This window comes from uncultured Marivita sp., from assembly GCF_947488135.1.
In the GTDB taxonomy this organism is placed as follows: Bacteria; Pseudomonadota; Alphaproteobacteria; order Rhodobacterales; family Rhodobacteraceae; genus Marivita.
On record NZ_CANKYW010000002.1, the window covers coordinates 328,165 to 346,312 of the forward strand.

The following is an 18,148-nucleotide window of genomic DNA, read 5'->3' on the forward strand; positions in this document are numbered from 1 at the left end:
AGTGTTTCACGTGAAACAATTTGATTTCGATGTTATCGTTGTCGGTGGTGGTCATGCCGGTTGCGAAGCAGCACATGCGTCGGCACGGCTTGGCGCGAGAACCGCGTTGGTCACGTTGAACGAGGCCGGCATCGGCGTAATGTCCTGTAATCCCGCGATTGGAGGTCTTGGGAAAGGGCACTTGGTCCGGGAAATCGACGCCTTTGACGGTGTGATGGGTGTGGTTGCAGACAAGGCTGGCATCCAGTTTCGTTTGTTGAATCGTCGCAAAGGACCCGCCGTTCAGGGACCGCGCGCGCAGGCGGACCGGAAAATTTACCAAAGAGAAATGCTTGCGGCGACGAAAGCTCAACCCAACCTTGAGATCGTTTTGGGGGAGGTCACTGACCTCGTGGTCAACGGCACCCGAATTGAAGGCGTCAAGATTGATGGTGATCAGACCTTATCGGCGAAATCCGTTGTCCTCACAACGGGCACCTTTTTGCGAGGTGTGATCCATATCGGGGACCGGACCATCTCTGGAGGGCGCATGGGTGAAAAGCCATCCAATGGGTTGGCTCAGACTTTGGCGAAATTCGATTTACCGCTAGGACGACTGAAAACCGGGACTCCCCCTCGCCTTGACGGGCGTACGATCAATTGGGCAGGTCTGGACGAACAGCCGGGTGATGATGAGCCGGTCATGTTCTCGTTCCTTTCGAAATCGCCGACCGCACAGCAAGTGTCCTGCGCGATAACGCATACGAACGAGAAAACGCATCACATTATCCGGGACAACCTTTCGCGCTCGGCAATGTATGGCGGCCACATCGAAGGCGTTGGTCCAAGGTATTGCCCGTCAATTGAGGACAAGATCGTTCGTTTTGCCGACAAGACATCCCATCAGATTTTCCTGGAGCCGGAAGGTTTGGATGATCACACGATCTATCCAAATGGCATCTCCACTTCTCTCCCTGAGGAGGTCCAGATTGAATACGTGCGGTCGATCCAAGGGCTTGAGAATGCGGAAATACTCCAGCCAGGCTACGCGATCGAATACGACTATGTTGACCCAAGGGCGCTAAATCTCGATTTGTCGCTCAAATCTCGCGAGGGGCTCTATCTCGCAGGGCAAATCAATGGAACGACAGGTTATGAAGAGGCGGCTGCACAAGGGCTTGTAGCTGGTTTGAATGCTGCGCGTCGTGCTCAAGACAAAGAGTCGGTCACCTTCAGTCGGGCTGACAGTTATATCGGCGTGATGATTGATGACCTGACCTCGCGTGGCGTCACGGAACCTTACCGCATGTTCACTTCGCGCGCCGAATATCGACTTTCGTTGCGCGCGGACAATGCTGACCAGCGGCTCACGCAGAAGGCGATTGATCTTGGATGCGTTTCCGAAGAAAGACGTGCGGCTTTTGAACAAAAGATGAATCGTTTGATACGAGGTAAAAACGCTCTGGAGGCTATGATTGTGACATCGGGGCAGCTCATTGATGCAGGTGTTCCTGTGTCGCATGATGGTTCGAAACGATCAGGTTTAGAAGCTTTGGCAATTGAAACTGTATCGTGGGATGCGTTGATTGATATTTCGCCTGAGCTTGCTGAACTCGAACCGGAGGTCAGAGATCAGCTTTCAAAGGACGCTCTCTATGCGAATTACATTGAGAGGCAGAAGAAAGATATCGAGGCGCTTCGTAGAGATGAAGCTCAAGTGATCCCAGAGAATTTCGATTTCGGCAATATCGACGGCTTGTCGAATGAGTTGAAGCTTAAGTTAACGACCGCCAGGCCTGGGAACATCGCACAAGCGTCGAAGATCGATGGGATGACGCCGTCAGGCTTACTGTTAATTTTGTCTAAGCTCAGAAATCATGCGAAATCGGAAAAATTGGTTGGATGATTGTTTCACGTGAAACATCCGAGCGATTGCGCATTTATTCTGAACTTCTCCAGAAGTGGTCGCCTAAAATCAATTTGGTATCGCCCACATCACTTCAGGATGCCTGGGAACGTCATTTTGACGATTCTCTTCAGATCGCTTTACTGTGTCCGAGAAATGCGAAAACGTGGGTCGACATGGGTTCGGGCGGGGGTTTTCCTGGAGCAGTTGTAGCCATCGCGTTGGCGGACAAAGACTTAGAAGTCACTTTGATCGAAAGCGACCAACGCAAAGCTGCATTTTTGCGCACTGTTTCACGTGAAACAGAATGCAAGTTTACCGTCATAGCAGAGCGGATCGAAAATGTCAGTCCGCAAAGTGCAGATGCCGTCAGCGCACGCGCTCTTGCCAATCTGACGGATCTCCTAGGTTTCGCCGAACGGCACATAAATTTGCATGGAACAGCGTTTTTTCACAAAGGGGCGACTTGGAAATCAGAGGTTAAAGAGGCTGAAAACAAGTGGCGATTCACTTGCGAAACGCATAAAAGTACAACGAACGCTGATGCGGTAATTCTGGAAATTGGAGATCTCGCTCGTGTATGATCCGACGCGCCCAGCTGGCCCGAAAATCATTGCGATTGCGAACCAGAAAGGTGGTGTTGGCAAGACGACGACCGCGATAAATTTTGCATCTGCATTGGCCGAAATCGGCCAGAACGTGCTGCTTGTCGATCTTGATCCTCAAGGAAACGCCTCGACTGGCCTCGGGATCATGCCGGAGGATAGGCACGCGACCACGTATGATCTGCTTTTGGACGACTTCCCGCTGAATGATATCATTTGCAAGACAAGGCAAAAGAACCTGAGCCTCGTCCCATCCACAACGGACCTGAGTTCCGCCGACATTGAGCTGATCGCCAATGAAAAGCGAAGCTTTTTGTTGCACGATGCGCTTCGGCAAACCGACATGGATCAGTTTGGCTTCGACTTCGTGCTGATTGATTGTCCGCCATCTTTAAATCTTCTGACCGTCAACGCGATGGTTGCGGCGCATTCGGTATTGGTGCCGTTGCAAAGCGAATTTTTCGCGCTCGAGGGCTTGAGCCAACTGATGCTCACCATTCGCGAAGTCCGGCAATCGGCCAATCCGAAGCTTCGGATCGAGGGCGTCGTTCTCACCATGTATGATTCGCGGAACAATCTATCACAGCAGGTCGAGATGGACGCGCGCGATAACCTCGGCGATCTCGTGTTTGATACTGTGATCCCTAGGAACGTCCGCGTTAGTGAAGCGCCATCCTATGCGATGCCGGTTCTCGAATACGATTCGAACTCAAAAGGCGCCATCGCGTATCGTGCCTTGGCCCGGGAATTCTTGGGCAAGCACGAAACCATGTCAGCAGCGTAAGGGAAGAGCATGTCCGAGAAAAAAGAACAGCGTCGCGGATTGGGGCGCGGATTGTCCGCCCTGATGGCAGACATCGAACCCGGTGCGGACACCCAGGCGCAGCAGTCCCGGCGTCCGTCGCGAACTCTGCCAATCGATCAGCTTTTCCCAAATCCGGATCAGCCGCGGCGCAGATTCGATGCCGAAGCGCTCGAAGACCTTGCGAATTCGATTCGAAGCAAGGGTGTGATCCAGCCTTTGATCGTACGGCAGCGCGGATCATCTGATCGAGAATATGAAATCGTGGCTGGCGAACGCCGCTGGCGCGCGGCTCAGGCAGCCGGCGTGCATGAAGTTCCCGTCGTTGTCCGCGATTTCTCGGACGAAGACGTCCTTGAAATCGCCATTATCGAAAACATCCAGCGCGCCGATTTGAACCCGATTGAAGAAGCGGCTGGATATGAACAATTGATGTCGCGGTTTGGGCATACGCAGGAAAAGCTGGCGCAGGCCCTGGGTAAAAGCCGGAGCCATATCGCGAACCTATTGCGGCTTTTGAACTTGCCGGAGGACGTTAAGCAGTTTGTGACGGACGGTAAACTGTCGGCAGGCCACGCGCGCGCCCTCGTAACGGCCCCGGATCCCATTGCGCTGTCTAATGATATCGTTCGACGGGGTCTGTCCGTTCGCGAGACAGAAAAACTTGTGAAAGACGCGCTTTCACCAAAAACTCCGACGAGTACCGCTCGGCAAACAAGTTCTGGAGGCGGCACGAAAGACGCCGATACCAAGGCGCTCGAGGGCGATCTTTCGGCTGCTTTGGGGATGAAGGTGTCGATCAATCATGCCACGGGAAAGGATTCGGGGACTGTAACGATCAGTTATGACACCCTCGAAGACCTTGATGCGCTGTGCATGGTTCTGAGCGTGGGGCGATGATCTAGCTCTTCACGATTTGAGCGATCAGATGATTGAGCATTGGTCGGCCTTGGGCAGTTGCTCCAATCCGGCCGTTCTGGGACCAGACAAAGCCATCTTCGAGAAGCCGTTCAAAACGTTGCTGGTCGATAATGTGATCGATGTCTTCAATATCTAGACCTTCCAGAAGACGCATACCCATTATGAGGCGTTCTTCTGCGATATCTTGCGGCGGAAGCGTCTCACGTATCTTTACGCCAGAACCTTTTGACACAGCAGACAACCACGCTTCTGGTTGCTTCCAGCACTCCGTCGCACTGCGCTGCCCATCCAGTGTCAGACGTCCATGCGCCCCGGGACCCACGCCGACATAGTCACCACCGCGCCAATAGATGAGGTTGTGAACGGATTCCGCGCCCGGTCTTGCATGGTTGGACACCTCATAAGAGGGGAGGCCCGCGTTGTTGCACAGCTGCTGCGTCAGATCGTAGAGGTCCGCGCCGAGATCGTCGGTGGGCAGCCCTTTCAACGAACCTCGTTGAGCGCGATCCCAAAACGCCGTGCCTTCCTCGATTGTCAGCTGATACAAAGACAAGTGATCGACGGCCATATCCAAAGCCGTGCTTAATTCGACGCGCCAATCTTCGAGCGTCTGGTTCTGGCGGGCATAGATCAGGTCGAAACTGACCCGGTCAAAAAACGACCGCGCAACTTGGAAAGCGGATTGAGCCTCTTCCACACTGTGCAAGCGACCGAGTTTTCGCAGATCGGCATTGTTCAGAGCCTGAACGCCAAGCGATATACGGTTGACGCCATGACTTGCATATCCTTCAAAACGATGCGCTTCGACGGAGGTGGGGTTGGCTTCCAGCGTGATTTCGATGTTGTTCGCGAAATGCCAGACATCACGCGCCGCGTCTATGACCGCCTTGACGGTCTCCGGCTCCATCAGGCTGGGTGTTCCACCCCCAAAGAAGATGGAGTTGAGCACCCGACGTCCGGTATCAGCGCCCGCTCTTCGAATTTCCGTCGCTAACGCATCGGCCCACTTCGTTTGATTGACTGCGGCCCTGACATGGCTGTTGAAATCACAATAGGGGCATTTTGCGGCACAAAACGGCCAGTGGACGTAGAGGCCAAACCCGCGCTCTTGCCAGGGTTCAGCCAAAGCATCCTGCCACGAATTTGCGGAACGCGTCGGCGCGGTGGCTGATGCGGTTCTTTTCCCATCGGTCCATTTCGCCAAACGTCATGTCATACCCGTCGGGCTGAAAGACCGGATCATAGCCGTGGCCTTGATCGCCCCGCATGGGCCAAACGATCTGACCTTCCATTTTTCCCGGAAAAACCTCGTCATGTCCGTCAGGCCAGGCGAGCACAAGCGTACAGCAGAAGCGGCCCGTCCAAGGCGGTTCCACGCCGGACTCAAGTATCGCGTTATAGGCCTTTTCCATTGCCATGACAAAGTCGCGACCCATCTCTGTTTCTGCCCAATCTGCGGTGTATACGCCCGGAGCGCCATTCAGCGCGTCGATCTCAAGCCCGCTGTCATCGGACAGGGCAGGCAATCCGGTTGCCTTGGCCGCGGCATGCGCCTTAAGGCGCGCGTTCTCGACAAAGGTGGTTCCGTCCTCAATAGGTTCAGGCAGGTTCATCTCGGCCGCGCCCACGACCGAGACCCCGTAGTCCTTCAGAAGGTCGGCGATCTCTTCAAGCTTTCCCTGATTGTGGGTCGCCACGAGAAGCCGGTCACCTTCGAACTTGCGTGTCATTCCGCTGCCTTGAGTTGAAGCGCGACGAGTTCCTGGACGCCTGCGTCGGCGAGATCGAGAAGCTGACCCATTTGATCGCGGGAGAACGTTGACCCTTCCGCAGACATCTGAATCTCGATCAACTGACCGTCGCCGCGCATGATGAAATTGCCATCAACGCCAGCTTCGGAATCCTCGGGATAATCAAGATCAAGCACGGCCTGGCCAGCATAGACACCGCAACTGACAGCGGCGACCGGAGAGATGAGCGGATCGCTTGTCATTTCACCGGTTTTCATCAGCTTGTTCACCGCAAGTCGCAAAGCGACCCAACCCCCTGTAATAGAAGCACATCGCGTGCCGCCGTCCGCCTGGATGACATCGCAATCCACGGTGATCTGACGTTCCCCCAAGGCCACGCGATCGACGCCCGCGCGCAGGCTGCGGCCGATCAATCTCTGGATTTCGACCGTCCGGCCCTGTTGCTTGCCGGCCGAGCTTTCGCGGCGCATCCGGCTGGTGGTCGACCGCGGCAGCATGCCGTACTCTGCGGTGACCCAACCTAGCCCGGATCCCTTGATGAAGGGAGGAACCCGATCTTCGATCGTGGCCGTGCAAAGCACGTGGGTGTCGCCCATCCGGATCATGCATGATCCCTCTGCGTGCTTGCTGATCCCGGTTTCGATTGAAACCGCGCGCATTTCGCTTAATTTCCGTCCTGACGGTCTCATGGTATGTCCCTTTGATTGCCGTGTACGGATACAGGCAGGCTTTCCGGTTTCGCAAGCCAATAGTCTGTCATACCAGTGACAGTCATCAGCGGTACGAGGTGAGTGATTGAGCGACGGATCAAAACTTCTGGATGAATTGAACGACCGCTCGCGGGAGGTATTCCGCAAAGTGGTCGAAGGATACCTGTCGAGCGGTGAGCCGGTCGGGTCGCGTACCCTGACGCGTACGCTCGACGAAAAGGTCTCAGCTGCGACCATCCGGAACGTGATGCAGGATCTCGAATTCCTCGGATTGTTGGATAGCCCCCACATCAGCGCCGGACGCGTTCCGACACAGCTTGGGCTTCGCATGTTCGTTGATGGGTTGCTCGAGGTCAGGGATCTTGATCAGGACGACCGGCAAAAGATCGACGCGACCGTGACCAGCAACAGTCAGGATGTCGGAACGATTTTGGATCGCGTCGGATCGGCCTTGTCCGGTGTCACGCACGGGGCATCACTTGTCCTGACGCCAAAGCATGAAGCGGCGATCAAGCATATTGAGTTTCTGCCGGTGGGTGGCGATCAAGCCCTGGTGGTTCTCGTGTTCGCGGACGGCCATGTCGAGAATCGCCTCTTTACTCCGCCGCCCGGACAGACCCCGAGTTCCATGCGCGAGGCGGCGAATTTCCTGAACGCGCTTGTCGAAGGCAAGACGCTGTCGGACCTGCGGCGCACCATCAAGGACGACATCTCACGCAAGCGCCGTGAGCTCGATGCTCTGGCGGCGATCCTCGTGGAACAAGGGCTCGCGATCTGGGATGACAGCGCGGATATGTCAGGGCGGCTGATCGTGCGGGGACGGTCCAACCTGCTTGCCGAAGACACCCATGCCGAAGAGCTCGACCGAATCCGTGAGTTGTTCGACGATCTGGAACGAAAGCGGGACATCGCCGAATTCTTGGAACTGACGGAACAAGGCGACGGTGTGCGCATTTTTATCGGTTCAGAGAACAAACTTTTCTCACTTTCGGGTTCCTCTTTGGTGGTCTCTCCATATATGAACGCTGATCGTAAAATTATCGGTGCGGTCGGGGTCATTGGCCCAACGCGTCTGAATTATGGACGGATCGTACCGATTGTGGACTACACAGCGCAGCTCGTCGGGAAACTTCTCGGCGACCGCAACCAAGGGTAACGACATGGCCGAAACGGATCACACGAAGGATTTTCTCGACAGCCTGGCTGAGGCCGAGGCAGAGGAAAACGAAGCGTTGGAGGAAGAAATCAGCGACGAGGTCGCTGAGATCGACGCCCTGCGCGCAGAGCGGGATGATCTGAAAGACAAATTCATGCGGGCGCTGGCGGATGCCGAGAACGCGCGCAAGCGGTCCGACAAGGATCGGCGCGAGGCCCAGCAATACGGCGGCTCACGTTTGGCGCGCGATCTGCTTCCCGTGTACGACAACCTCCAACGCGCGCTTGATGCTATCCCCGAAGATCAGCGCGAGGCGTCTAAGGCCTTCATCGAAGGTGTCGAGCTGACAATGCGCGAATTGCTCAACGTATTCAGCAAGCACGGCGTCACCGCGATTCGGCCCGAGGTGGGCGACAAGTTCGATCCGCAGCACCACGAAGCGATGTTCGAAGCCCCTGTGCCCGGCACGACCGCGGGCGAGATCATTCAGGTGTCGACCGAGGGTTTCATGTTGTACGACCGCTTGCTGCGTCCGGCGCAGGTCGGCGTAAGCTCGATGCCGAAATCCTAAGTGTCGGCATCTGTAATCATTGCTTTAAGCTGATACAGAGCCTGTAACGCCTCAATCGGCGTCATTTCATCGGGGTGCAGGTCTTTGACCTGCGCCTCGATTTTGCTTTCGGTGGCAGGTTTCGTCGGTTGCGGTGACTGTGCGACCGCCGAAAACAGCGGCAGATCGTCGATCAAGGCCTTCGGCGAGGTGTTTTCACGTTCGCCCTTTTCCAATGCGTCCAGAACGGACCGCGCGCGGGTGATGACGGCCGGGGGTAATCCGGCGAGTTGTGCGACTTGCACACCGTAAGACCGATCCGCCGCGCCATTGCGGACCTCGTGCAGGAAGATCACGTCGCCCTCCCATTCCCGCACGGCCACTGTCGCGTTCTTGACCCCGTCCAGAGACGACGCCAGCGCGGTGAGTTCGTGGTAATGCGTCGCAAAAAGCGCGCGGACCTTGTTCACTTGCTGAAGATGCTCGAGTGTTGCCCACGCGATCGACAATCCATCATAGGTTGCCGTTCCGCGCCCGATTTCATCCAGGATCACCAACGCGCGGTCGTCGGCCTGATTGAGGATTGCAGCGGTTTCCACCATCTCGACCATGAACGTGGATCGGCCCCGCGCCAGATCATCGGATGCGCCGACCCGGCTGAAGATCTGGCTAACCAGACCGATATGCGCTGACTTCGCCGGCACATACGAACCGATCTGAGCCAAAAGCGCGATCAGCGCGTTCTGGCGAAGGTAGGTTGACTTACCCGCCATGTTCGGGCCGGTCAGAAGCGTGATCGCGGCGCGTTCGGTCTCTGCCGAAAGGTTGCAATCATTGGCGACGAACCTTGTATCACCCTGTGTCCTGAGCGACCTTTCGACAACGGGATGGCGCCCGCCTTCAATCTCGAACGCGCGGCTGTCATCGACGGTCGGGCGACACCAATCCAGATCGGTCGCGAGATCGGCCAAAGCTGTTGCCAGATCAAGTTCTGCCAAACCGCTCGCCAGTGCATTCAGGGCTGGCTGATGATCAAGAATTGCTTGACGCAGCACGGAATAGAGCCGCTTTTCGATGTCGATGGCTTCGGACCCCGCGTTCATGATGCGTCGCTCGAGCTCGGATAGTTCGACCGTGGTAAAGCGGATCTGGTTTGCAGTCGTCTGACGGTGGATGAAGGATTCGTTGAGTGGCGGGGCCATCATCTTTTGGGCATGAGTCGATGTCGTTTCGATGAAGTAGCCCAGTACATTGTTGTGCTTGATCTTCAGCGAAGACACACCAGCCATTTCGGAATACTGGGCCTGAAGACCGGCGATGACCCCGCGCCCTTCGTCACGTAGTTTGCGCGCTTCGTCGAGTTCTTCGTCATATCCAGGTGCGATAAACCCGCCGTCCCGCGCAAGAAGTGGAGGTTCGGCAATAAGCGCCTCATCAAGAAGCGTCATCACATCATCATGGCCCTTACATGCTTCCAAGGCTTGTCGGAGGATATCTGGCAGCTCTTGTGTCTCTAATGTCGCCGAAATGGCCTCTGCCTGACCCAGCGCGTTCCGGATCGCCGCCATATCCCGTGGCCCACCACGATCAAGGCCCAACCGCGACAGCGCGCGGTCCAAATCGGGCACCCGCTTGAGGGCATCACGAACCTCGGAAGCTACGGACGGCGTGGAAATCGCCCATGTGATGGCGTCTTGGCGGCTGCGGATCACAGCCAAGTCGCGCGAAGGGGTCGACAGCCTACGCTCAAGCAGCCGCGCACCGCTGGCCGTTGCGGTCCGGTCGATCACCGATAAAAGCGATCCAGAGCGGCCGCCTTGCAGAGAATGGGTCAATTCTAGGTTTCGGCGCGTCGCGGCGTCGATATGCATCGAATTGCCCAGCTTTTCCTGCTGTGGCGGACGAAGAAGGGGCAGACGACCCTTCTGTGTCAGATCAAGATATTCGATCAACGCGCCCATGGCCGAAAGCTCGGGGCGGGAGAACTGACCATACGCATCGAGAGAGGACACTCCGAACTGTTCCTTCAATCGTGCTTGTGCCCCGGTCGAATCGAAACTGGATTTTCCGAGCCAGGTTGGCTCCAATCCCAGATCATCCAGGACATTCGATACTGCGCTCTCGGTGCCTTCTGCCATCAGGATTTCGGCGGGCGACAGTTGGGCGAGTTCGGGTCCAACCCGTGCCAAAGACAGCGGCAGGACGTGCAGCGCCCCGGTTGAAATATCTGTCCAGGCGAGCGCCCATTCGTCTCTGACACAGGCCAAAGCCGCCAGAAAGTTGTGGCGGCGCGCCTCGAGCAGGGTCTCCTCGGTCAACGTACCGGGTGTAACCAACCGCACCACATCGCGTTTGACGACCGACTTCGATCCCCGTTTCTTTGCTTCGGCCGGGCTTTCCATTTGTTCGCACACCGCGACACGGAATCCCTTGCGAATGAGGGTCAGCAGATACCCCTCTGCGGCATGCACCGGGACGCCGCACATCGGAATGTCGTCACCATCGTGTTTGCCGCGTTTGGTGAGCGCGATGTCCAGAGCCTCGGACGCTGCGACAGCATCGTCAAAGAACAATTCGTAAAAATCACCCATGCGATAGAACAACAAAGCATCCGCATACTGGGATTTTATTTCCAGATATTGCGCCATCATGGGTGTGACGGGTGATTTATTCGCGTTCACAAGCTTCCCCTCGGTGCTTTGGCGTGACATTAAGGCGACCGACCCGGGTGGAAAACCCGATTTTGACCAATGAGGCCTCTACCGCATGTCCAATCCGAAGTTCACCCGCGAAGAAGCTCTTACCTTCCACCTCGAACCGACCCCTGGCAAATGGGAAGTACAGGCCACCGTCCCTATGACCACGCAGCGCGACCTGTCGTTGGCCTATTCCCCTGGCGTTGCCGTTCCATGCGAGGACATCGCGAAAGACCCCGGTTTGGCCTATGACTACACCAACAAGGGCAACCTCGTCGCCGTGATTTCCAATGGGACGGCGGTTCTGGGTCTGGGCAATCTTGGCGCGCTGGGCTCAAAACCGGTGATGGAGGGGAAATCCGTCCTCTTCAAACGGTTTGCCGACGTCAATTCCATCGACATCGAACTGGATACCGAAGACCCGGACGAGTTCTGTAAAGCGGTGCGACTTATGGGGCCCACATTCGGAGGGATCAACCTCGAAGACATCAAAGCGCCCGAGTGTTTCATCATCGAACAGCGGCTCAAGGAAGAGATGGACATTCCGGTCTTCCACGATGACCAGCACGGCACGGCGGTTATTTGCGCCGCGGGTCTCATCAACGCCCTGCATGTCTCAGGCAAAAAGATCGAAGACGTGAAGATCGTGCTTAACGGCGCGGGTGCCGCCGGGATTGCCTGCATCGAATTGCTCAAGCGGATGGGCGCGCGGCACGACAATTGTATCGTCGCCGATACCAAGGGTGTGATCTATCAGGGGCGCACCGACGGCATGAACCAGTGGAAATCGGCACACGCGGTGAAGACCGACGCGCGCACGCTGGAAGAGGCGATGGTGGGTGCGGATGTGTTCCTTGGTGTCAGCGCCAAAGGAGCCGTCACGCAGGACATGGTGCGGTCGATGGCGGACAATCCGGTGATCTTTGCAATGGCGAACCCCGATCCGGAGATCACACCGGAAGAGGCGCACGAAGTGGGGATGGATGCCATCGTCGCCACAGGGCGCAGCGATTATCCGAACCAGGTAAACAACGTTCTGGGCTTTCCCTACCTGTTTCGCGGTGCGCTCGACATCCACGCGCGGGCCATCAATGACGAGATGAAGATCGCCTGCGCACAGGCGCTTGCCGATCTTGCGCGCGAAGATGTGCCCGACGAAGTGGCGCTGGCCTATGGCAAGACACTGTCCTTCGGGCGCGACTATATCATCCCGACGCCCTTCGATCCGAGACTGATCCACCGTATCCCGCCTGCTGTCGCCAAAGCAGGGATGGAGACGGGTGCGGCACGGCGGCCGATCATTGATCTCGACGCGTACGAAGAATCGCTCAAGTCCCGCATGGATCCGACCGCCAGCATTCTGCGCGGCATCAACGCGCGGGCACGGTCGGCTCAGGCGCGGATGATCTTTGCCGAAGGCGACGATCCGCGCGTGCTGCGGGCGGCGGTGATGTATCAGCGGTCCGGTTTCGGCAAGGCGCTGGTCGTCGGCCGGGAGGCGGATGTGAAGGCCAAGCTCGAGGAAGCCGGTCTGGGCGACGCCGTGCGCGAGATTGAAGTGGTAAACGCTGCCAACACGCAGCACTTGGCCCGATACAAGGATGTTCTCTACGGCCGGCTTCAGCGCAAAGGCTATGACCACCAAGACATTCACCGCCTTGCTGCGCGCGACCGTCATGTGTTCGGTGCGCTGATGCTGCAACAAGGGCACGGTGACGCGCTTGTCACCGGGGCGACGCGGAAGTCGGCGCATGTGATGGAGCTTATCAACCACGTGTTCGACGCCGATGCGGCACACGGGGCCGCAGGAGTAACCGCGTTGCTGGTCAAGGGTCGGATCGTTCTGATCGCCGATACGCTTGTTCATGAATGGCCGGACGAGGAAGACCTTGCCAATATCGCCGAACGCGCTGCCGAGGTGGCCCGTCTGATCGGGCTGGAACCGCGTGTTGCGTTCGTGTCCTTCTCTACCTTCGGCTACCCGGTATCGGAGCGGGCCGAGAAGATGCACATCGCGCCACACGTCCTTGACCGCCGAGGGGTGACGTTCGAGTACGAAGGCGAGATGACCGTCGATGTCGCGCTGAACCGCAAGGCGCAGAAATACTATCCCTTCCAACGCTTGACCGGACCGGCGAATATTCTTGTCGTTCCGGCGCGTCATTCGGCGTCAATCTCGGTCAAGCTGATGCAAGAGATGGCGGGCGCAACCGTGATCGGCCCGATCCTGGCGGGCGTCGACAAGTCTATCCAGATTTGCTCAACCGCCATGACGGCTCAGGATATCCTGAACATGGCCGTTCTGGCGGCGTGTAAGGGGGGCTGACCATGGCGGTGTTTAACCTCGGCTCGATCAATGCGGACCTGTTCTATCAAGTTCCGCACCTGCTCGCGCCAGGGGAGACGCTTGCCTCAACCGACCACAGCCGAGGATTGGGCGGCAAAGGCGCGAATATGTCCGTGGCGATTGCCCGGGCCGCGGCGCGCGCGATTCATATCGGGGCGGTCGGTGCCGATGGGCGCTGGGCGGTCGAGCGGTTGTTGGAATACGGCGTCGACACGCGCCATATCATCGAAACCGACACACCGACCGGTCACGCCGTCATCATGGTAGATAACCACGGAGAAAATGCGATCCTGCTGTTTCCCGGGGCCAATCGGGCTTTGACAGAGACACATATCGAGACTGCACTTGCGGAAGCGACCGAAGCCGACACCTTTCTGTTTCAAAACGAGACCTCGGCACAGATCGAAGCTGCGACACTGGCCTCGGCCAAAGGTATGCGCGTGGTCTACGCAGCCGCGCCCTTCGATGCCGGTGCCGTCCAGGCCGTGCTTCCCTTACTCGACATCCTTGTGATGAACGCGGTTGAGGCACAGCAGTTGTCGGACGCCACCGGTAGTGCGCTTGCCGATCTTCCGGTGCGGGATGTCCTCGTGACACTCGGGTCAGAGGGCTGCCGCTGGATCAATACGGATGAAGGAAAGGACCAAACCTTCCCGGCCATCCCCGTCACGCCCGTAGATACGACAGGCGCTGGCGATACGTTCACCGGTTTTCTCGTCGCGGGGCTTGATCGTGGGCTGCCGATGGAACAGGCGATTTCGCTAGGCCAACAGGCTGGCGCAATCATGGTCACACGGCATGGGACTGCGGATGTCATTCCGGACCTGAAAGACGTCGAGGATGCGCGTCTCAGTTAGTTTCCGACAAACGGCGCGTCATTTCCCCAGAGTTGCTTGATCCGTTGATCCCGCCCGCAGCCTTCGCGATAGCGCTTGTAGGCGTCCTTTTGCAGGATCGGGCCAAAGCGGGTCAAAACACGGTTGGTCCCTTTGTAATAGTCCTGGTGGTAATCTTCGGCGTCGTAAAACGCTTTCGCATCGAGGATGGGCGTCACGATTGTACGACCAAGGGCTGCCTGCGCCTCGGCTTTGGCCTTCTCGGCGGCGGCACGTTCGGCAGAGTTAGAGACGAAAATCGCGGTGGCGTAGCTTTGCCCTCGATCACAGAACTGGCCGCCCGCATCGGTTGGGTCGATGGAGCGGAAAAAAAGGTCGTATAGCCGCGACCGGTCGATCACGCCACTGTCGTAAGTGATTTTCACGGCTTCGTAGTGACCGGTGCCACCTGCGGTAACTTGTTTGTAAGTCGGGTTGGCGACCGTGCCGCCGGTATAGCCGGAGACCGCTTCTTTCACGCCGCGAACCCGCTCGAAATCGGCCTCGACACACCAGAAACATCCACCCGCCACGATGATATCGCGCGTTTCCGCGGCTTTGGCTCCTTGGGTCTGCAAGACGATCCCGGCCAGAATCGCGAGCGTGAGAAGAATGGGATGTGAGCGGCGAAGCGGGCGCATGAGAAAACTCCTTTGTTGCGAAGCAGTCTGCATCAGATCAAAACCGCGACGCAAATTCCCAAAGGCAATATCACTGGAAGGTGAGTAGGGGTTACCTCTTGCGTGACCGACAGGGTGAGATAGCGTCCGGAAAACATCTTTTCGCAATAGAGAGCGTGTCCATGAAACTCGCGATGTGGTCAGGCCCGCGCAATCTGTCGACCGCAATGATGTACGCGTTCGCCCAACGCCGCGATTTTTCGGTTGTCGATGAGCCTTTCTACGGCCCCTATCTACGGTTGACCGGCCTGGATCATCCGATGCGCGAGGACATTCTACGCAGCAGGCCAGACGGTGCTTTCGAGGTGGAACAGTCTCTGATCGGACCGAACCCCGAAGAAAAACCGCATGTCTACCACAAGCATATGTGCCAGCACATGATCCGAGGCATTCCGCGCGAGTTCATGGCGGATTGCGTGAACGTTTTTCTAATCCGCCACCCCGCACGCGTCGTTGCCAGTTTTGCCAAGGGTTACGCCCAGCTGACAGCGGATGACATCGGGTTCGAGGCGCAACTAGAGTTGTTCAAGCATGTCCGTGCCCTCGGTCAGACCCCAATCGTGATCGACAGTGCCGATATCCGTAATGATCCCGAGGCAATGTTACAAAGGCTGTGTACTGCCATCGGTCTGGACTTCGATTCGGCCATGTTGACCTGGCCAGCCGGGCCGAAGCCCTATGACGGCGTCTGGGCGCCCCATTGGTATAAGTCCCTCCACGCAACGACGGGATTCGCCGGACCAGAAGGGCCATTGCCGAACTTGGTTCCGGCATTGCAGGAATTGGTAGAGCGGTCTCTCCCCGCGTATCGTGCGCTGGAAGCACAAAAGCTTCGGACCTGAAAAAATTTAGAATGGTTTGAAACTTTCGCTGTAGGTCCATCGTGGCTGTTGGTGTCCGCGGGAGATGTAATCCCGCATTCAACAGGAGACCGACAATGAAACTCACTCTCTCGACCACGATTTTCGCCCTGTCCGCCACCGTCGCAATGGCAGCGGGTCACTCGATGGCACCGGCCGTTGACGCAATGGACCAGGATGTGTCCGGCGGCACGGTCACAGCCGCTAGCGTGATCGCGCCCGCAAACGGATGGCTGGTGGTGCACCGCACCGATGCCGAGATGAAGCCGGGCCCGGTCGTTGGATATGCCCCGCTGAAGGAAGGCGAAAACACCGATGTCGCCGCGATCCTTCAGGACGAGGTCGCATCCGGCGATATGCTGATGCTGATGGTACACGGTGAAGACGGTGGCATGTCCACGGGTGTGTTCGAGTACACGCTTGGTGCAAAGGAAGACGGCCCGATCCGCGTGGACGACGCGCTGGTGATGAAAGTCGTTACGGCTAAGTGAACAACGCTCTCAATTGAATTAGTCCAAGGGCGCTAACTGGTTTTAATACAGCCCTTGGACATACTTACCGTAAAAAGCACAATATATCGTGCCTTCGTCTAAAAACGACTCGACTCCTTATCAATTTGCGGGAATCAATAGGGTGCCTACTCCAATAGGCACCCTATGACTGTCGCAAACGGACAGGCTGTCCTAGAAAGACACCGTGAGATTCACGGAATTTGGCCTCCCCGTCAAGAGAATAGCGACGTCCTTCTTGGCTCCGGCATTTGTGTCGGTGCCTCGTACTCCGTTGGAACTCTTGAACTGATGAAAGGTCAGACAATGTACTTCGTTCTTTACAAAGACAACGCCGGTTATTGGCGTTGGACGCTTAAAGCGTCAAATCATGAGGCCATTGCCGTTTCTTCCGAAAGTTATGTACGGAAGACTGATGCGCAACATGGTATCAACCTGACCAAGGCAGCATATAACGCTCCGGTTTACGAGCGTGAGGCAGCCTAGAAACTGAAACGGGGCGAGCAACAGCTCGCCCTTACCTTACTACCTTACTTCAACCGACGATTCCGCGCCGCAAGCAGTTTGAGGCGAAGCGCGTTCAGTTGAATGAAGCCCTGCGCGTCTTTTTGATCGTAGGCACCGGCGTCTTCCTCGAACGTGACATGCGCCTCCGAATAAAGCGAATGGTCTGACCAGCGTGCAACCGTGTTTACCGATCCCTTGTAAAGCTTCACGCGGACAGTGCCCGACACGTGCTCTTGCGAGGTGTCGATCAAGGCTTGCAGCATTTCACGCTCGGGCGAGAACCAGAAGCCATTGTAGATCAACTCCGCATAGCGCGGCATGATCGAATCCTTGAGGTGGCCTGCGCCGGAATCGAGCGTGATTTGTTCGATCCCGCGATGCGCTTCGAGAAGGACTGTCCCGCCCGGTGTCTCATAAATGCCGCGCGATTTCATTCCGACGAAACGGTTTTCCACAAGGTCCAGACGCCCCACGCCATGCTTGCCGCCAAGCTCGTTCAGCTTGGTCAGGATCGTGGCAGGGCTCATCGCTTCGCCGTTGATGGCCACGGCATCGCCCTTTTCAAAGGTGATTTCGACCATCTCCGGTGTATCGGGCGCGTCCTCGGGGTTGACCGTGCGCTGGTAGACATAGTCCGGCGCTTCCTGGCCCGGATCTTCGAGAACCTTGCCTTCGGACGAGGTGTGCAACAGGTTTGCGTCGACGGAGAACGGCGCTTCGCCGCGCTTGTCTTTGGCGATGGGGATCTGGTTCTTTTCCGCGAAGTCGAGAAGCTTGGTGCGCGAGGACAAATCCCATTCGCGCCAAGGAGCGATCACCTTGATGTCCGGGTTCAGCGCGTAGGCTGCGAGTTCAAAACGCACCTGATCGTTGCCCTTGCCGGTCGCACCATGGGATACCGCATCGGCACCGGTTTCGGCCGCAATTTCGACCAGACGCTTGGAAATCAGCGGTCGCGCGATGGACGTACCCAGCAGGTACAAGCCTTCGTACAGCGCGTTGGCGCGGAACATCGGGAAAACGAAATCGCGCACGAATTCTTCGCGGACATCTTCGATATAAATATTCTCGGGCTTGATCCCCAGCATCACCGCCTTTTCGCGCGCCGGTTCAAGCTCTTCGCCCTGTCCAAGATCGGCGGTGAAGGTCACGACCTCGCAACCGTATTCGGTTTGCAACCATTTCAGAATGATCGAGGTATCGAGGCCACCGGAATAGGCCAGCACAACTTTTTTGGGCGCAGACATGGGTTTTCCTTTAACGGGTTTGCCGGGGCGATTACTTGTTTTTCAAA

17 protein-coding genes are annotated in these 18,148 nt (G+C 57.1%); 11 read left to right on the top strand and 6 right to left on the bottom strand.

The annotated features are described in order from the left end of the window. Nucleotide 1: 1 nt before the first annotated feature. Genes mnmG through Q1B16_RS08775 form a run of 4 tightly spaced genes read left to right on the top strand, consistent with a single transcriptional unit; the run spans nt 2 to nt 4,192 of the window. The gene (gene mnmG / locus Q1B16_RS08760) at nt 2-1,885 is read left to right on the top strand and encodes a tRNA uridine-5-carboxymethylaminomethyl(34) synthesis enzyme MnmG (RefSeq protein WP_299786688.1); all 1,884 of its coding nucleotides are present in this window, start codon (nt 2-4) and stop codon (nt 1,883-1,885) included. Beyond that, the gene (gene rsmG / locus Q1B16_RS08765) at nt 1,882-2,469 is read left to right on the top strand and encodes a 16S rRNA (guanine(527)-N(7))-methyltransferase RsmG (RefSeq protein ID WP_299786690.1); all 588 of its coding nucleotides are present in this window, start codon (nt 1,882-1,884) and stop codon (nt 2,467-2,469) included. The genes mnmG and rsmG overlap by 4 nt, the downstream gene beginning before the upstream one ends. Beyond that, the gene (locus tag Q1B16_RS08770) at nt 2,462-3,274 is read left to right on the top strand and encodes an AAA family ATPase (RefSeq protein WP_299786692.1); all 813 of its coding nucleotides are present in this window, start codon (nt 2,462-2,464) and stop codon (nt 3,272-3,274) included. Before rsmG ends, Q1B16_RS08770 begins: the two co-directional genes overlap by 8 nt. 9 nt (nt 3,275-3,283) lie before the next feature. Continuing rightward, on the top strand, nt 3,284-4,192 hold the full coding sequence (locus tag Q1B16_RS08775) for a ParB/RepB/Spo0J family partition protein (RefSeq protein WP_299786694.1): 909 nt from the start codon (nt 3,284-3,286) through the stop codon (nt 4,190-4,192). A 1-nt stretch (nt 4,193) separates the two neighbouring features. Here the strand turns inward: Q1B16_RS08775 and hemW are convergent, their stop codons facing one another. Genes hemW through rph form a run of 3 tightly spaced genes read right to left on the bottom strand, consistent with a single transcriptional unit; the run spans nt 4,194 to nt 6,653 of the window. Then, the gene (hemW, locus tag Q1B16_RS08780) at nt 4,194-5,339 is read right to left on the bottom strand and encodes a radical SAM family heme chaperone HemW (RefSeq protein ID WP_299786696.1); all 1,146 of its coding nucleotides are present in this window, start codon (nt 5,337-5,339) and stop codon (nt 4,194-4,196) included. Next, on the bottom strand, nt 5,332-5,943 hold the full coding sequence (rdgB, locus tag Q1B16_RS08785; RefSeq protein ID WP_299786698.1) for an RdgB/HAM1 family non-canonical purine NTP pyrophosphatase: 612 nt from the start codon (nt 5,941-5,943) through the stop codon (nt 5,332-5,334). The genes hemW and rdgB overlap by 8 nt, the downstream gene beginning before the upstream one ends. Continuing rightward, nucleotides 5,940-6,653: a ribonuclease PH gene (rph, locus tag Q1B16_RS08790; RefSeq protein WP_299786700.1), complete on the bottom strand. Its 714-nt coding sequence runs from the start codon at nt 6,651-6,653 to the stop codon at nt 5,940-5,942. The genes rdgB and rph overlap by 4 nt, the downstream gene beginning before the upstream one ends. Before the next feature lie 106 nt (nt 6,654-6,759). Between rph and hrcA the strand changes: the two genes are divergently transcribed. After that, entirely contained in the window at nt 6,760-7,830 is a 1,071-nt protein-coding gene (gene hrcA / locus Q1B16_RS08795; RefSeq protein WP_299786702.1) for a heat-inducible transcriptional repressor HrcA, read from the top strand. Between the two features lie 4 nt (nt 7,831-7,834). Continuing rightward, complete coding sequence (locus tag Q1B16_RS08800) at nt 7,835-8,401, top strand: nucleotide exchange factor GrpE (protein WP_299786704.1); 567 nt, start codon at nt 7,835-7,837, stop codon at nt 8,399-8,401. On the opposite strand, the gene mutS is transcribed toward Q1B16_RS08800, so the two are convergent. After that, complete coding sequence (gene mutS / locus Q1B16_RS08805) at nt 8,398-11,031, bottom strand: DNA mismatch repair protein MutS (RefSeq protein ID WP_299787849.1); 2,634 nt, start codon at nt 11,029-11,031, stop codon at nt 8,398-8,400. The two genes, Q1B16_RS08800 and mutS, sit on opposite strands and share 4 nt — an antisense overlap. 115 nt (nt 11,032-11,146) lie before the next feature. On the opposite strand from mutS, the gene Q1B16_RS08810 reads away from it, so the two are divergent. Then, nucleotides 11,147-13,402, top strand: coding sequence for an NADP-dependent malic enzyme (locus tag Q1B16_RS08810; RefSeq protein WP_299786706.1), 2,256 nt, complete (start codon nt 11,147-11,149; stop codon nt 13,400-13,402). Nucleotides 13,403-13,404: 2 nt separating this feature from the next. Continuing rightward, entirely contained in the window at nt 13,405-14,280 is an 876-nt protein-coding gene (locus Q1B16_RS08815) for a ribokinase (RefSeq protein WP_299786708.1), read from the top strand. Here the strand turns inward: Q1B16_RS08815 and msrA are convergent. Then, on the bottom strand, nt 14,277-14,939 hold the full coding sequence (msrA, locus tag Q1B16_RS08820) for a peptide-methionine (S)-S-oxide reductase MsrA (RefSeq protein ID WP_299786710.1): 663 nt from the start codon (nt 14,937-14,939) through the stop codon (nt 14,277-14,279). The two genes, Q1B16_RS08815 and msrA, sit on opposite strands and share 4 nt — an antisense overlap. Before the next feature lie 161 nt (nt 14,940-15,100). Between msrA and Q1B16_RS08825 the strand changes: the two genes are divergently transcribed. From Q1B16_RS08825 to Q1B16_RS08835, 3 genes are all read left to right on the top strand, one after another. Further along, nucleotides 15,101-15,820 (top strand): HAD family hydrolase, encoded by a 720-nt coding sequence (locus Q1B16_RS08825; RefSeq protein ID WP_299786712.1) that lies wholly within the window; start codon nt 15,101-15,103, stop codon nt 15,818-15,820. Nucleotides 15,821-15,915: 95 nt separating this feature from the next. Beyond that, nucleotides 15,916-16,329: a hypothetical protein gene (locus Q1B16_RS08830; RefSeq protein WP_299786714.1), complete on the top strand. Its 414-nt coding sequence runs from the start codon at nt 15,916-15,918 to the stop codon at nt 16,327-16,329. Between the two features lie 309 nt (nt 16,330-16,638). Then, nucleotides 16,639-16,833, top strand: a complete 195-nt coding sequence (locus tag Q1B16_RS08835) for a DUF1508 domain-containing protein (protein WP_299786717.1) — start codon at nt 16,639-16,641, stop codon at nt 16,831-16,833. A gap of 44 nt (nt 16,834-16,877) precedes the next feature. Here the strand turns inward: Q1B16_RS08835 and Q1B16_RS08840 are convergent, their stop codons facing one another. Next, nucleotides 16,878-18,101: an argininosuccinate synthase gene (locus Q1B16_RS08840; protein ID WP_299786719.1), complete on the bottom strand. Its 1,224-nt coding sequence runs from the start codon at nt 18,099-18,101 to the stop codon at nt 16,878-16,880. Nucleotides 18,102-18,148: the final 47 nt, after the last annotated feature.

What these genes read in the sequence shown, in the direction of transcription:
- rsmG (WP_299786690.1), top strand. Translation starts at nt 1,882, where the DNA reads ATGATTGTTTCACGTGAAACATCCGAGCGATTGCGCATTTATTCTGAA.
- Q1B16_RS08775 (WP_299786694.1), top strand. Translation starts at nt 3,284, where the DNA reads ATGTCCGAGAAAAAAGAACAGCGTCGCGGATTGGGGCGCGGATTGTCC.
- rdgB (WP_299786698.1), bottom strand. Translation starts at nt 5,943, where the DNA reads ATGACACGCAAGTTCGAAGGTGACCGGCTTCTCGTGGCGACCCACAAT.
- rph (WP_299786700.1), bottom strand. Translation starts at nt 6,653, where the DNA reads ATGAGACCGTCAGGACGGAAATTAAGCGAAATGCGCGCGGTTTCAATC.
- Q1B16_RS08800 (WP_299786704.1), top strand. Translation starts at nt 7,835, where the DNA reads ATGGCCGAAACGGATCACACGAAGGATTTTCTCGACAGCCTGGCTGAG.
- mutS (WP_299787849.1), bottom strand. Translation starts at nt 11,031, where the DNA reads ATGATGGCGCAATATCTGGAAATAAAATCCCAGTATGCGGATGCTTTG.
- Q1B16_RS08810 (WP_299786706.1), top strand. Translation starts at nt 11,147, where the DNA reads ATGTCCAATCCGAAGTTCACCCGCGAAGAAGCTCTTACCTTCCACCTC.
- Q1B16_RS08815 (WP_299786708.1), top strand. Translation starts at nt 13,405, where the DNA reads ATGGCGGTGTTTAACCTCGGCTCGATCAATGCGGACCTGTTCTATCAA.
- msrA (WP_299786710.1), bottom strand. Translation starts at nt 14,939, where the DNA reads ATGCGCCCGCTTCGCCGCTCACATCCCATTCTTCTCACGCTCGCGATT.
- Q1B16_RS08825 (WP_299786712.1), top strand. Translation starts at nt 15,101, where the DNA reads ATGAAACTCGCGATGTGGTCAGGCCCGCGCAATCTGTCGACCGCAATG.
- Q1B16_RS08830 (WP_299786714.1), top strand. Translation starts at nt 15,916, where the DNA reads ATGAAACTCACTCTCTCGACCACGATTTTCGCCCTGTCCGCCACCGTC.
- Q1B16_RS08835 (WP_299786717.1), top strand. Translation starts at nt 16,639, where the DNA reads ATGAAAGGTCAGACAATGTACTTCGTTCTTTACAAAGACAACGCCGGT.
- Q1B16_RS08840 (WP_299786719.1), bottom strand. Translation starts at nt 18,101, where the DNA reads ATGTCTGCGCCCAAAAAAGTTGTGCTGGCCTATTCCGGTGGCCTCGAT.